17 protein-coding genes are annotated in these 13109 nt (G+C 69.3%); 8 read left to right on the top strand and 9 right to left on the bottom strand.

All coding sequences use genetic code 11. From position 1 onward, the window contains the following. Window positions 1-36: 36 nt before the first annotated feature. Together QWJ38_RS16680 and QWJ38_RS16675 are read right to left on the bottom strand one after the other, a co-directional pair. On the bottom strand, window positions 37-480 hold the full coding sequence (locus tag QWJ38_RS16680) for an NINE protein (protein WP_290360230.1): 444 nt from the start codon (window positions 478-480) through the stop codon (window positions 37-39). Continuing rightward, complete coding sequence (locus tag QWJ38_RS16675) at window positions 477-1028, bottom strand: GNAT family N-acetyltransferase (protein ID WP_290360229.1); 552 nt, start codon at window positions 1026-1028, stop codon at window positions 477-479. The genes QWJ38_RS16680 and QWJ38_RS16675 overlap by 4 nt, the downstream gene beginning before the upstream one ends. A 184-nt stretch (window positions 1029-1212) precedes the next feature. Here QWJ38_RS16675 and rpsP point away from each other — a divergent pair, with 184 nt between their 5' ends. The 8 genes from rpsP to QWJ38_RS16635 all read left to right on the top strand — a co-directional run bounded on the left by rpsP (window position 1213) and on the right by QWJ38_RS16635 (window position 6646). Further along, on the top strand, window positions 1213-1464 hold the full coding sequence (rpsP, locus tag QWJ38_RS16670) for a 30S ribosomal protein S16 (protein WP_290360228.1): 252 nt from the start codon (window positions 1213-1215) through the stop codon (window positions 1462-1464). Window positions 1465-1468: 4 nt separating this feature from the next. Next, window positions 1469-2092 (top strand): ribosome maturation factor RimM, encoded by a 624-nt coding sequence (rimM, locus tag QWJ38_RS16665; protein ID WP_290360227.1) that lies wholly within the window; start codon window positions 1469-1471, stop codon window positions 2090-2092. A 100-nt stretch (window positions 2093-2192) separates the two neighbouring features. Next, window positions 2193-2942 carry a tRNA (guanosine(37)-N1)-methyltransferase TrmD gene (gene trmD, locus QWJ38_RS16660; RefSeq protein ID WP_290360226.1) on the top strand — a complete coding sequence of 250 codons (750 nt, stop codon included), beginning with the start codon at window positions 2193-2195 and terminating at the stop codon, window positions 2940-2942. A 104-nt stretch (window positions 2943-3046) separates the two neighbouring features. Next, window positions 3047-3400: a 50S ribosomal protein L19 gene (gene rplS / locus QWJ38_RS16655; protein WP_088481338.1), complete on the top strand. Its 354-nt coding sequence runs from the start codon at window positions 3047-3049 to the stop codon at window positions 3398-3400. Between the two features lie 68 nt (window positions 3401-3468). Beyond that, on the top strand, window positions 3469-4170 hold the full coding sequence (locus QWJ38_RS16650; RefSeq protein WP_290360225.1) for an NUDIX hydrolase: 702 nt from the start codon (window positions 3469-3471) through the stop codon (window positions 4168-4170). Window positions 4171-4207: 37 nt separating this feature from the next. Further along, window positions 4208-5197, top strand: a complete 990-nt coding sequence (locus QWJ38_RS16645) for a CobD/CbiB family protein (RefSeq protein ID WP_290360224.1) — start codon at window positions 4208-4210, stop codon at window positions 5195-5197. Between the two features lie 75 nt (window positions 5198-5272). Then, window positions 5273-5860 (top strand): TetR/AcrR family transcriptional regulator, encoded by a 588-nt coding sequence (locus QWJ38_RS16640; protein ID WP_290360223.1) that lies wholly within the window; start codon window positions 5273-5275, stop codon window positions 5858-5860. 78 nt (window positions 5861-5938) lie between these two features. Further along, window positions 5939-6646: an SDR family oxidoreductase gene (locus QWJ38_RS16635; RefSeq protein ID WP_290360222.1), complete on the top strand. Its 708-nt coding sequence runs from the start codon at window positions 5939-5941 to the stop codon at window positions 6644-6646. 13 nt (window positions 6647-6659) lie between these two features. Here QWJ38_RS16635 and bla read toward each other — a convergent pair whose 3' ends face one another. The 7 genes from bla to QWJ38_RS16600 all read right to left on the bottom strand — a co-directional run bounded on the left by bla (window position 6660) and on the right by QWJ38_RS16600 (window position 13071). After that, window positions 6660-7532: a class A beta-lactamase gene (bla, locus tag QWJ38_RS16630; RefSeq protein WP_290360221.1), complete on the bottom strand. Its 873-nt coding sequence runs from the start codon at window positions 7530-7532 to the stop codon at window positions 6660-6662. Then, on the bottom strand, window positions 7532-9544 hold the full coding sequence (locus QWJ38_RS16625) for a S9 family peptidase (protein ID WP_290360220.1): 2013 nt from the start codon (window positions 9542-9544) through the stop codon (window positions 7532-7534). The genes bla and QWJ38_RS16625 overlap by 1 nt, the downstream gene beginning before the upstream one ends. Before the next feature lie 92 nt (window positions 9545-9636). After that, window positions 9637-10533, bottom strand: a complete 897-nt coding sequence (locus QWJ38_RS16620; protein WP_290360219.1) for a Tim44 domain-containing protein — start codon at window positions 10531-10533, stop codon at window positions 9637-9639. A gap of 83 nt (window positions 10534-10616) precedes the next feature. Further along, a complete protein-coding gene (locus tag QWJ38_RS16615) occupies window positions 10617-11381 on the bottom strand; it encodes an SDR family NAD(P)-dependent oxidoreductase (RefSeq protein WP_290360218.1) in 765 nt (254 codons plus the stop codon). After that, on the bottom strand, window positions 11378-11986 hold the full coding sequence (locus QWJ38_RS16610) for a DUF938 domain-containing protein (RefSeq protein WP_290360217.1): 609 nt from the start codon (window positions 11984-11986) through the stop codon (window positions 11378-11380). Before QWJ38_RS16610 ends, QWJ38_RS16615 begins: the two co-directional genes overlap by 4 nt. A gap of 1 nt (window position 11987) precedes the next feature. Then, window positions 11988-12593 (bottom strand): RluA family pseudouridine synthase, encoded by a 606-nt coding sequence (locus QWJ38_RS16605; RefSeq protein ID WP_290360216.1) that lies wholly within the window; start codon window positions 12591-12593, stop codon window positions 11988-11990. A 1-nt stretch (window position 12594) separates the two neighbouring features. Then, window positions 12595-13071, bottom strand: a complete 477-nt coding sequence (locus QWJ38_RS16600) for a protein-tyrosine phosphatase family protein (protein WP_290360215.1) — start codon at window positions 13069-13071, stop codon at window positions 12595-12597. Window positions 13072-13109 lie beyond the last annotated feature (38 nt).

The following is a 13109-nucleotide window of genomic DNA, read 5'->3' as shown; positions in this document are numbered from 1 at the left end:
ACGAGAAAAAAACGGGGCCCGCGGGCCCCGTTCAACTTACTGGCTGATCGCCTGTGCCGCTTCGACTTGGCTCTCGAAATAGCGCTGCGCGCTGAAGGCGATCGTCGTCATCAGCACGGTGCCGCCAATCATCAGGCAGGCGATCACACCGATGATGGTGCCCCAGCCGCTGGCGCGTGGCGCCTGGCCGGGATTGCGCTGGGCGTTCCAGCGTTCGTCCGGCGTCAGGCCGTAGACGATGCCGCACAGCATTGCCTGCGCCAGCATCAGGCCCAGTATGGGCATCAGCACCCAGGCCAGGCGGTCGTCCTGACCCAGCTGGCCCATGCGCTGGACGCCGTACAGGCCGATCAGGGTGGGCCAGGGGTGCAGCCAGGCCAGGCGGTCGGAGAAGCCATGCAGATAGAAGCGGTGCAGGCCGAAGCTGCCCAGCAGCAGCGCGGTCCAGGTCGCGACCGCCTTTGACTTGTAGGCGCTCATTCGGGGCGGCTCCGGTCGCCCGGGCCCAGCTGGCGCTGCATCAGCACCACATCGAGCCAGCGGCCGAACTTCCAGCCCGAGCTCTTCAGCACACCGGTGTGCTCGAAGCCCAGCGCCGCATGCAGGCCGATCGAGCCCTTGTTCTCCGCATCGCCGATGACGGCCAGCATCTGGCGCGCGCCGGCTGCCTCGCAGCGGGCGATCAGCTCGGCCAGCAGCAGGCGGCCCAGGCCCTGGCCCTGTGCGGCCGGCGCCAGATAGATCGAATCCTCCAGGCAGAAGCGGTAGGCCATGCGCGGGCGGAAATAATTGGCATAGGCATAGCCCAGCACCTGGCCGCCGCGCTCGGCGACCAGCCAGGGCAGGCCGCGGCTCAGCACCTCGGCACGGCGGCGTGCCATCTCGGCCGGCTCGGGCACCTCGGTCTCGAAGGTGCCGGTGCCGTGCAGCACGGCGTGTTCGTAAATGGCCTGGATGGCCGGGATGTCGGCCTCGGTGCTGAGGCGCAGCGTGATCGCCGGCGCGCCGGATTCGGTTTCTTGGCTCATGGATTTTGGCTTGTTGAATTCCCGAGTCTATAATGCCGGGTTCTGGTGCTGGCTGGATTGAAGCCCGGCGTATCTACGGCACCGAAAGCGGCGAGGTTGAATTCATCGACGTCGCCACTCCGATCTTCTCGCCCTGGGTGTCTCCTTGCGCGGTCGATCCTTCTCAAGTTCTCTAGGAAACATCATGGTTGTTATTCGTCTGGCTCGCGGCGGCTCCAAGAAGCGCCCCTTCTACAACATCGTCGTGGCCAACAGCCAAAACCGCCGTGACGGCCGCTTCATCGAGCGCGTCGGCTTCTACAACCCGGTCGCTTCGGGTGCCGCCGAGTCGCTGCGCATCGCTTCGGACCGCGTCGCCTACTGGGTCGGCGTTGGTGCCCAGCTGTCGCCGACGGTCGAGCGTCTGGTCGGCCAGGCCAAGAAGGCCGCGGTCTAAGTCGATGACCGGAACGCCCGCCGAGAACCGCGCCGCCTCCGCCGGCAGCTCCGACGAGCTGGCCTGGCCCGAGGACGCGATCGAGGTCGGGCGGATTCTGGACGCCTGGGGCGTCAAGGGCTGGATCAAGGTGCAAGCCTATTCCAGCGATGCCCAGGCCCTGTTCTCCTCGCGCCGCTGGTTCCTCCAGCCGCCCGAGGAGAGCAAGCCGCTGATGGCCAAGCCCAAAACGGCTTTGCCGCAGCTGCTGAAGATTCTCGCGGTGCGCGACCATGGCGAAGGCATCGTGGCCGGCGTCCAGGGCGTCAACGATCGCAATGGCGCCGAAGCGCTGCGCGGTGCGCGCATCTTCATCTCGCGCTCGGCCTTCCCCAGCGCCGATCCGAATGAGTATTACTGGGTCGATCTGATCGGCCTGAATGTGGTCAATCGCCAGGGCGAGACGCTCGGCGAGGTCGTCGGCCTGATCGACACCGGCCCGCACAGCGTGCTGCGCATCGTGCCGCCGGGCTTGACGGCGCCGGTCAAGCCGGACCAGGAGCGGCTGATCCCCTTCGTCGCCGCCTTCGTCGACGACGTCGACCTCGAGCAGCGCCTGATCACCGTCGACTGGGGCCTGGATTACTAATGCCCCCACGCCGCCGCGTCGCGACGGCTGCCCCCCGAGGGGGCGCGAGGAGGCTTGGGGCGGCCCGGCGCCTTCTCGGATCCTCGGGCTGAATACGCCCATGCGCTTCGACGTCATCACCCTATTCCCCGAGCTGTTCGGCCCGCATCTGAGCCAGGGCGTGACTCGCCGTGCCTTCGAGAGCGGCCAGGTCGACGTACGGCTGTGGCAGCTGCGCGAGCACGCCGAGGACAACTACCGCCGCGTCGACGACCGCCCCTTCGGCGGCGGCCCCGGCATGGTGATGCTGATCGAGCCGCTGGAGCGCGCGCTGGCCGCCGTCAAGGCCGACCGGGGCGGGCAGGGCGGCGAAGCCGCGCCGGCCGTCATCCACTTCAGCCCGACCGGCCGCCGCATCGACCAGGCCCTGGTGCGCGAACTGGCACAGGGGACGGGCGGCGTGCTGCTGTGCGGCCGCTACGAAGGCATCGACCAGCGCTTCCTGGACCGCCATGTGACGCTGGAGCTGAGCCTGGGCGACTTCGTGCTGTCCGGCGGCGAACTGCCGGCGATCGCGCTGCTGGATGCCATCGCGCGCCTGCAGGAGGGCGTGCTGAACGACGCCGCCTCGCACCAGCAGGACAGTTTCTCGGCCGGCTTGCTGGACTGCCCGCATTACAGCCGGCCGGAGCTATTCGACGGGCAGCAGGTGCCGGCCGTGCTGTTGTCCGGCCACCATGCGCAGATCGAGCGCTGGCGGCGCGAGCGCTCGCTGGAGATCACTTGGCAGCGCCGCCCCGAGCTGATCGCCGCGGCCCGCGCGGCCGGGCTGTTGAGCAAAGCGGACGAGCGCTTCCTGGCCAGTCTTTGAATTTGCGGCTATACTAGCGGGCTGTCCGATCCTCTGGCGGGTTCAGTCGTCACCCTGACGGCTCCCAAGAATTTCAGACGCCGCCACGATCACTAGGAGAACCCATGGACCTGATCCAAACCCTTGAGCAAGAAGAAATTGCTCGCCTGAACAAGACCATCCCGGCCTTCGCCCCCGGCGACACCGTGATCGTCAGCGTCAACGTCGTCGAAGGCACCCGCAAGCGCGTGCAGGCCTACGAAGGCGTCGTGATCGCCAAGCGCAACCGCGGCCTGAACAGCAGCTTCATCGTCCGCAAGATCTCCAGCGGCGAAGGCGTCGAGCGTACCTTCCAGCTGTACAGCCCGCTGATCGCCTCGATCGAAGTCAAGCGCCGCGGCGATGTGCGCCGCGCCAAGCTGTACTACCTGCGCGAGCGTTCGGGCAAGTCGGCTCGAATCAAAGAGAAGCTGGCTTAATCGCCGCTTTGGCTTTGCAAGAAACCGCCTCAGGGCGGTTTTTTGTTTTCCGGCCTATGCTCGCGTCCATGTCCCGCCCGCCCATCCTGGATCCGCAAGCGGTGCCCGTCAGCGGCGCCGATCATCATCTGCCCGCCGTGCCCGCTGCGGCCCTGACCCCCGAGGCGTTGCGCCGGCGCTTTGCCGCGCCGCCGGACTGGGCGCCCGAGATTCCCGGTGACGGCGGCCGCTTCACGCAGCGCAGCCCGGCCGCCGCCGCCGTGCTGGTGCCGCTGGTGATGCACGAGGCCGGCACGACCCTGCTGCTGACGCGCCGCACCGCGCATCTGCGCGACCACGCCGGCCAGATTAGCTTTCCGGGCGGCCGCGTCGAGCCCGAGGACGAGGGCGCGATCGCGACCGCGCTGCGCGAGACCGAGGAGGAGATCGGCCTGGCGCGCGAGCATATCGAGGTGATCGGCAGCCTGCCGATCTACACGACGGTGACCGCCTTCGAGGTTTCGCCGGTGGTGGCCCTGGTGCGGCCCGGCTTCAATCTGACGCTGGACGCCTTCGAGGTCGACGAGGCCTTCGAGGTGCCGCTGGCCTTCCTGATGGATCCGGCGCATCACCAGCGCCATCGCTTCAGCTGGGAGGGCGGCGAGCGCCAGTTCCTCTCGATGCCCTGGATCGCGCCCGATCCGGCCGAGGGCGGCGTGCCGCGCGAATACTTCATCTGGGGCGCGACCGCCGCCATGCTGCGCAATCTCTACCGATTCCTCGCCGCCTGAGCCCGGGGCGCCAAAGCGCCCGCTATCATCCCGGGCCATGAACTTCTTTGCGGTCTTGTTGGCGCTGCTGTGTGAACAGCTCAAACCCCTGCGGCATGGCAATAGCATCCATCACGGCGTGATCAGTTGGGTGCGCTGGACCGGTCGCAATTTCGATGCCGGCCGCGAACACCATGCCGGCATCGTCTGGGCGATCACGGTGCTGGGCCCGGCGCTGCTGGCCGCGCTGGTCTACCTGGCCGTCAGCAAGGTCAGCGTGCTGCTGGCATTGGCGCTCGATGTGCTGGTGCTTTATCTCACCCTGGGCTTTCGCCAGTTCAGCCATTACTTCACCGACATCCGCGATGCGCTCGAGCGCGGCGACGATCTCGAGGCGCGCCGGCTGCTGAGCGAGTGGCGGCATCTGGATGCCAGCGAGCTGCCGCGCACCGAGTTGCTGCGCCACGCGATCGAGCACTCCTTGCTGGCCGCGCACCGCCATGTCTTCGGCGTCTTTTTCTGGTTCGTCGTGTTGTCGACCCTGGGCCTGGGCCCGGCCGGCGCGGTGCTGTACCGGATGGCCGAGTTCGCCAGCCGCTACTGGGCCTTCAAGAGCCGCACGCTGGATGCGCCGACCAACGAGCGCCTGATGCAGCTGTCGCGGCGCCTGTTCGGCTGGATCGACTATGTGCCGGCGCGGATGACGGCGACCGGCTTCGCCATCGTCGGCAATTTCGAGGAGGCGGTGAACGGCTGGCGCCGCGATGCAGGCCTGTGGCTGCATGCCAACGAGGGCATCATCCTCGCCTCGGCCGCCGGCGCGCTGGGCCTGCAACTCGGGGGCGCGGCCGCGCCCGGCGTGACGCCGGACCGCAGCAAGACCTTCGATTCCGGCGTCGACGCCGAGGCCACCCGTGCCGACGGCTCGACCCCCGGCCAGACGCCGCAACTGGGCCATCTGCAAAGCGTGGTCGGCCTGGTCTGGCGCTCGGTCGTGCTGTGGATGCTCTTGCTGGCGCTCCTGACCCTGGCCAATCTGATCGGCTGAGCCTTCCAGCCCTGCTTGCGGCTGGGGCTTTTCGATAAATATGACGATTGTCATATTTTGACCTATCATGCGGCCATGGACCTGTCGCCAAGTACACCGAGCAAGAAGGAGCTGAGCCACCAGCGCATCGTCGAGGTCGCCTCGCGGGCGATCCGGCGTGCCGGATACGACGGCGTCGGCGTGGCCGACATCATGAAGGAGGCCGGCCTGACCCATGGCGGCTTCTATGCCCATTTCGACTCGCGTGCTGCCCTGCTGGCCGAGGCGTTGGGGCATGCCGGCCGCGCCAGCGGCGCCTCCTTCGCCGAGCATGTGCAGGCTCGGCGGGCGGCCGGTGAGACGGCGCTGCGGGTCGTCATCGAGACCTATCTGTCCGAGGCTCACCGCGTCGGCGCCGAACTCGGCTGCCCGGTGGCGGCGCTGAGCTCCGAGATGCCGCGCCAGGCGCCGGCACTGCAGGAGGCGGGGGCCGAGCGGGTGCGGGCGCTGGTCGCGACGGTCCGGCAGGCGCTGGACGGGGAGACCGCAGACGACGATGCGCAGGTGATCGCCGCGACCATGGTCGGCGCGCTGCAGCTGGCCCGCGTGCTCGGGCCCGAAAGCGGCGGCGAACTGCTGGCGGCGACGCGCGCCAGCCTGCTGGCGCGTTACGAGCGCTCCTGATTTTTTTTGCCCATGAATATGACGATCAACATATTTTTGGCCGCCCACCGAGCTTGATCGATCAAAGGAAGTCCCGTCATGAAACTCGACAACGCCACCGTCCTGATCACCGGCGCCAATCGCGGCCTGGGCCTGGTCTTCGCCCGCGAGGCGCTGGCGCGCGGCGCGCGCAAGGTCTATGCGGCGGCGCGCGATCCGGCGCAGCTGACCCTGCCCGGCGTCGTGCCGCTGAAGCTGGACGTCACGCGGCCGGAGGACATCGCCGCCGCCGCCCGCGCGGCCGGCGATCTGACGCTGCTGATCAACAACGCCGGCATCGCGAGCCTGGGCGGTTTCCTGAACGAGGACAGCGCGGCTGCCGCCCAGCAGATGCTGGACACCAACTTCTTCGGCCCGATGCGGCTGGCCCAGGCCTTCGCGCCGGTGCTGGGCGCCAATGGCGGCGGCGCGATCCTGAATGTGCTGTCGGTGGCCAGCTGGATCAACGGGCCGTTGCTGGGCGCCTATGGCGCGAGCAAGTCGGCCGCCTGGGCGCTGACGAATGGCCTGCGCATCGAGCTGAAGGCCCAGGGCACGCAGGTGCTGGGCCTGCACGCCGGCTTCATCGACACCGATCTGACGCGCGGCATCGAGCTGCCGAAGAGCAGCCCGGAGGCCATCGTCAAGGCGGCCTTCGATGGTCTGGAGGCCGGCGCGAGCGAGGTGCTGGCCGACGAGATCAGCCGCGCCGTGCACAAGAGCCTGTCGGCCGAGCCGGCCGTCTATCTGCAGGCGCTGGAGCGCTGATCCGACCCGACTCCTAGCTCGGCGCCTGCAGGGCCGGCAGCAGCGCCCGCATCACCAGCTCGTGAAGGCGGCTCAGCTCGCCGACCGGCTGGGCCGATCCGCTCATGTAGACCGCGATCAGCCAGGGCGCGCGGCCCGGCGGGAACACGATCGCGACATCGTTGACGGCGCCGCGCGTGCCGGTGCCGGTCTTGTCGCCGGCGCGCCAGCCCGCAGGCAGGCCGGCCCGCAAGCGCGCGCGCCCGGTCGGCGAGCGCTCCATCCAGCCCAGCAGCTGGGCGCGCGATTCGGCGCGCCGCAGCGCCTGCTCGCCGAGCAGCAGGCGGCGCAGCGTCTCGGCCATGGCCGCCGGCGTCGTGCTGTCGCGCGGGTCGCCGGGGATATTGCTGTTCAGCTCAGGCTCGCTGCGGTCCAGGCGCGTCAGCGGATCGCCGATATCGCGCAGCCAGGCGGTCAGCGCCTTGGGGCCGCCGCAGAGGCTCAGCAGCAGATTGGCGGCGGCGTTGTCGCTCAGCTCGACGCTGCCGGCGCAGAGCTCGGCCACCGTCATCCGGCCGTCCTTCAGCTTCGCCTCGACGGCCGGTGCATGCGGCAGGAGGTCGGCGCGCTTGACCGGCAACTGCTGAGCGAGGCTCAGCGCCCCGGCCTCGACGCGCGCCAGCACCTGGCCCGCCAGCAGGGCCTTGAAGGTCGAGCACATCGCGAAGCGCTGCTCGGCCTTGTGGCCGATCAGCTGGCCGCTGCCGCTGTCCAGCGCGCAGACACCCAGCTCGCCGCCGCTGAGCGCCTCCAGTTCCGCCAGCCGCGCCGCGATGGCCGGGGCGGCGGCCTGCGCCAGACCGGGCAATAGCAAGGCGCTGCCGATGACCAGGCGGCGTCGCCTCATCACTTCGGCAGGGTCTGCTGCATGAAGAGGATGGTCGCGTAGAACTGGAAGTCCTGGTTTTCCTTCTTCTGGAAGCCATGGCCCTCGTTCTCGGCGCGCAGATACCAGACCGGGGTGCCGCCCTCGCGCACCTTGGCAACGATCTGCTCGGCCTCGGTATAGGGCACGCGCGGGTCGTTCTTGCCCTGCACGACGAACAGCGGCTTCTTGATCTTGGCCGCATTGGTCAGCGGCGAGATCTTGTCCAGATGCTCGCGCATCGCCGGGTCGCGCTCGTCACCGTACTCGACGCGGCGCAGGTCGCGGCGGTAGCTCTCGGTGTTCTGCAGGAAGGTGACGAAGTGCGAGATGCCGACGATGTCGACCGAGCCGGCGATGCGGTCGGCGTAGTGGGTGGACACGGCGAGGGTCATATAGCCGCCATAGCTGCCGCCCGTGACCAGCACGCGCGAGGCGTCCAGGTCCGGCTGGGTGGCGATCCAGTCGAGCAGGGCGCCGATGTCCTTGACCGAGTCCTCGCGCTTGAAACCGTTGTCCATGGCTAGGAAGCTCTTGCCATAGCCCTCGGAACCGCGCACGTTCGGCTGCAGGAAGGCGATGCCCAGCTCGTTGACGTAGTACTGGTTGCGCGCCAGGAAGCCGACCGTCGCCTGGCCCTCGGGGCCGCCGTGGATCGAAATGATCACCGGCCGCTTGCCCGGGAAGCGCTTGCTGTCGGGGCGGGTCAGGAGGCCCGAGATCGTCAGGCCGTCGAAGCTCTTCCAGCGCACGATCTGCTGCTCGGCGAACTTGCTCGGGTCGACGCCCGGCGGCGCATAGGGCTTGGTCCAGGCCTCGCTGCGGCCGTCGGCGCCCAGTGTGTAGATCTGGCTCGGGCCCTGGGCATTGTTGAGGCTGAAGACCAGCTCGTTGGACTTGGGATGGAAGCGCGCCGTGCCGACATTGCCGGCCGGCAGCTTCGGAGCCGGCAGTTCCTTGAAGCTCTGGCCGTCGAACAGATGCAGCTCGTCGCGGCCGTCGACATTGATCTGCACGGCCAGCTTGCGGCCATCCTCGGTGACAGCGGCGCCGCTGACGTCCCAGCGGATGTCGGCCGTGATGCGGGTCAGCTTGCCGCTGGCGATCTCGTAGCTCATCAGCTCGCGGAACTCGCCGAAGCGGTCGCTGACCAGATGGATGGCCTTGTTGTCGCGGCTGAAGGCGCCGGGGAAGTGCACGGCCTTCAGATTCGGCTCATTGGCGGCCGGCAGGATCTGGCGCGTTTTGCCGCTCTCCAGATCGAGCAGCCAGACCTGCGACTCATTGGCCGACAGATAGCGGATCAGGGCGACCTGCTTGTCGTCCCAGGACGGGCGCGCGGCGCCCCAGCCCGGGCCCGGCAGGTCCGCGATCTTGCGCTTGGTCTCCGGCTTGGCCGGGTCGATGATCCACAGTGCGGTGCTGATCTGCGCGCGGCTGCCGCCCTGGGCGGTGCGGTCGATGGGCACGGCCGTGTAGAGCAGCTGGCTGCTGTTGTTGAGCCAGCCGACGATGTCATGACGCTCGTCCGGGTTGGTCAGCAGCACGGGCGCCTTGTCCTTGTCATCGAGGCGGTAGATCTGTGCGACCTCGGAACCGCCGGCGCTGCGCTCGAAGACGACGTAGCGGCCCTCGCGCGGCTCGTAGCTGGCCTGGCTGACCGGATCGGCGCCATCGGTCAGCTGCTCGGGCTCGGCCAGCGGCGCGCTGACGCGGAAGAGCTGGGCCGTGTTGGCGCCGGCCTTGCGGTGCGAGACCAGCATCTCGCGCTTGCTCGGATGCCAGTCGACGAAGGCATGGCCGCGGAAGTCGGTGTAGCGCGCGACCGCATCGGCCAGGCTTTGCGGGATGGCCGGAATGCCCTGCACGAAGAGATTGGCATTCGGCTGCACGACGGCCTGCTGCTGTGCGCCGACGCCGGCGGCAAGGCTCAGCAGCAGCGCGGCGATGCCGCCCAGCTTCAGGAGACGGGGGGGGTGGGGAATGGTGAACATCGGCAAAAGAAAAGGGGCCTTGGAAGGCCCCGATTTTGTCCCGAAGCGGCGCCGCAGCGCCCTGGGGGATGTCCGCTGGTTCGGTCTCTGGTTCAGGCGGTGACCTGGATGCCGGCGATCGCCCAGTCGCGGCTCTCGTCCTGCGGACGCACCAGATGCCAGACCTCGTCGAAATGCTCGGCCGCGGCCTCGCTCTGTTCGCGGATCAGGCCCCAGAAACGCACGCTGACGACCTGCTGGCCCTCCTCGACGGCGCGGTCGACCACCCGCGCGTCCAGCTGCAGCACCTCGGTGCTCTGCTTGGCGTTCTTGCGGTCGAGCAGCTCCTGCTGGATCACGCCATACATCTCGGGCGTCGTGAAGCGGCGCAGATCGGCCTGGTCGGCGTTGTCGTTGGCCGCCTGCAGGCGGATGAAGACGCGCTTGGCGATCTGCTCGAAGCCGGCCGTGTCGAAGCCGTCATCGGCCGCCGCGACCGGCGCCGCCGCCGCCTGCGGCTGGTAGGCCATGGGCTGCGGCTGCGCTTGCTGAGGGAAGGGCGCGCCGGCGCCGGCGTACTGCATGCCCTGCGGCTGCGCCTTGGCCTTGCCGAAGCGGCGCATCAGGAAGCCGATCAGCATCATCGCGACGATGCCGATCAGCACCATGGTCATCACATTGGCCAGCGCCTCGCCGAAGCCGAAATGGCTGGCCAGCGCGGCCAGGCCCAGGCCGGCCGCGAGGCCGGCGATTGGGCCCATCCAGGAGCGCTTGGCCGGTGCGGCCGCGGCGGCCGGGGCGGCGGCCGTCTGCGTCGGCGCCGCCTGCTGGGCCGGCGCGGCCTGCTGCTGCTGCGTCGGCGTCGCCGGCTTGGGCGGTGGCGTCGTGCTGCTTTGCGTCGGAATGCTGCGCTTCATGCCGCCACCGCCGATGCGCTTGGCCTCGGCATCGAGGGCGGGCAGGCCCAGGCTCAGGGCGGCGACCAGCAGGGTCAGGGCAATACGTTTCACTTCGATCTCCTTTGGGCCAAAGGTTTTGGCCTTGCCGGCCAAGCTGGGGTCGGCTGGCCTGATTTCAAGTCTATACCTCGCGCCTACACCTCGCGGACGTCGGCCAGCACCTGGCTGCCGAAGCCGGGCTTGGCGAGGAAGCGCAGCACCTTGGCGGCCGCCTCGTCGGGGCTCATCAGCGCGCCGCTGGTCTTGAAGCCGACGAAGGTGGCGTGGTCGGGGAAGCCGCTCGGATCGCCGGCGCGCAGCTGGCTCTGCATCTCGGTGTCGATGATGCCCGGTGCCAGCGAGACGATGGCCGCCCCGGCCGGCTTGCCGGCCTCGTCCAGCGCCATCGCGCGCGACAGATTGTCCATGCCGGCCTTGGCCGCGCAGTAGGCGGCGCTGCCGGCCATCGCGCGCCGGCCCAGGCCCGAGGAGATGTTCAGGATGCGGCGCGCCTTGCCCAGCGCCTCGGTCTTGGCGAGGAAGGCGGCGCTCAGCAGCAGGGTCGCCTCCAGGCCGACGCGGATCGCGTTCGACAGCTCGACCAGCGGCGTCTGCTCGACCGGCCCCGGCCGTGCGACGACGCCGGCGTTGTTGATCAGGGTCGCCGACTCGAAGCTGGCGGCCGGTTGCGCGGCCAGCCAGGCCTGCAGGCGCTCGGCCGCGGCCAGCGGCTCGGCCAGGTCCTGCTCCCATTGCTCCAAGGCGGCGCCGCGCGCCTGCGCTTCGGCCGCGAGCGCGGCGCTTTGCCTGCGCGAGATGCCGATGACGCGATGCCCGGGCGCCAGCAGCTGGCGCGCGATCGCCTCGCCCATGCCGCGCGAGGCGCCGGTGATGATGAACAGTTGTTGCTTGGAACTCATGCTTGGGGTGCTTGGAAAGCTTCGAAGATCAGCAGCCGATTATTGGCCGGCATGGCCAGGCGCTCGGCCAGGCGCAAGCCGGCCGCCTGCGCCTCGCCCGTCACATCGGCCAGCGAGCGCAGTCCCCAGCTGCCGTTGCGGTGGCGCAGATCGGCGTCGAAGGCGATATTGCTGGGCGCGGTCGGCTCGCCGGGCACGAGGAAGGGGCCGTAGACCACCAGCCGCCCATCGATGCGCAGATGGCGGGCCGCGCCGCGCATCAGCGCCGCGCAGCTGCTCCAGGGCGAGATGTGCAGCATATTGGCGCAGAAGATCAGGTCCAGCTGCCGGTGGCTGGGCGGCAGCGGCCAGTCGGCCTCGTGCACGTCCAGCCGCAGCGGCGCCGGGCCGGTGGGCCACCAGGCGGCGATCGAATCGAGGGCCTGCGCGTCCAGGTCCGAGGCCAGCCAGGACCAGCCCGGCATCGCCGGAGCGAAATGCGCAACATGCTGGCCGCTGCCGCTGGCGATCTCCAGCGCCAGGCCCTGCGCCGGCAGGCGGCTCAGCAGCGCCTCGAGGATGGGCTGCTTGTTACGTTCGGCGGCGGGCGATTGCAGGGGGCTCATCTCAGAACTCCGGCGCGGATTCCAGCTGCAGGCCCAACTCCGGCAGGCTCAGCCGGCTGGCGTGCAGCAGCAGCCGCGGGGCTGGTGGCTGGGTGTCTGCAGCATAGAGCGTATCGCCGACGATCGCATGGCCCAGCGCCAGCATATGCACGCGCAGCTGGTGCGTGCGGCCGGTGATGGGCTCGAGCTCGACGCGGGTCTGCGCGGCGCCGCGCTCGAGCACGCGGTAGCGCGTGCGCGAGGGCTTGCCGCGGACGGGATCGACCATCTGGCGCGGCCGATTCGGCCAGTCGCAGATCAGCGGCAGGTCGACCTCGGCCCAGCCTTCGGTCGCCAGCCGGCCCTGCAGCAGCGCGATATAGCGCTTGTGGACCCGGCGTTCGGCAAAGGCCATGCTCAGGCGCCGCTGCATCGCCGCACCCCGCGCCAGCAGCAGCAGGCCCGAGGTGGCCATATCGAGCCGGTGCACGATCAGCGCCTCGGGATGCACGCGCTGCACGCGGTGGATCGCGCAGTCCTGCTTGTCCTCGCCGCGGCCGGGCACCGACAGCAGGCCGGCCGGCTTGTTGACGACGATCACCTCGGCGTCGAGATGGACGATGTCCATGTCAGAAGCGGTCGATCCAGCCCGATTGCAGCGCCGACTGCGGGTTCGAGCCGGCCTCGCGCACGCGGCGCAGCGCTTCCTCGCTGCTGGCGCCGAGCTTCTTCAGCACGCAGGCAGCGACCGTGCCGGTGCGGCCGATGCCGGCCGCGCAATGCAGCAGCACCTGCTCGCCCAGGCTCAGGCTTTGCGCAATCTGCTCGATGCCGCTGCGAAAGGCGGCCGGGTCGGCGCCGAGGCCGAAATCGCGCATCGGCAGATGCTGCCAGCGAAACGGCAGCCGGCCCTCGGCGATCGCCTTGTGATAGCCGGGCGAGAGCTGCGCCACCTCCTCGAGCGGATTCAGGCAGACGACGACATGCAGCTTTTGCAGCCGCGCCTCGTCGAGAAAGGCGCCCCAGGATTCGAGGCGGCCGGGCATCGACTGCAGCCAGAGCCGGCCGGCGGTCGGCGCGGGCAGGGGAAGGGATCGGAATGGCATGGCCGCTATTTTCGATCATGCGGGATGTTGCCGATGTT

The organism is Roseateles violae (genome assembly GCF_030410485.1).
Classification (GTDB): domain Bacteria; phylum Pseudomonadota; class Gammaproteobacteria; order Burkholderiales; family Burkholderiaceae_C; genus Roseateles_D; species Roseateles_D violae.
The sequence above is the reverse complement of the archived record's forward strand: the minus strand, read 5'-3'. Positions and strand labels throughout refer to the sequence as shown.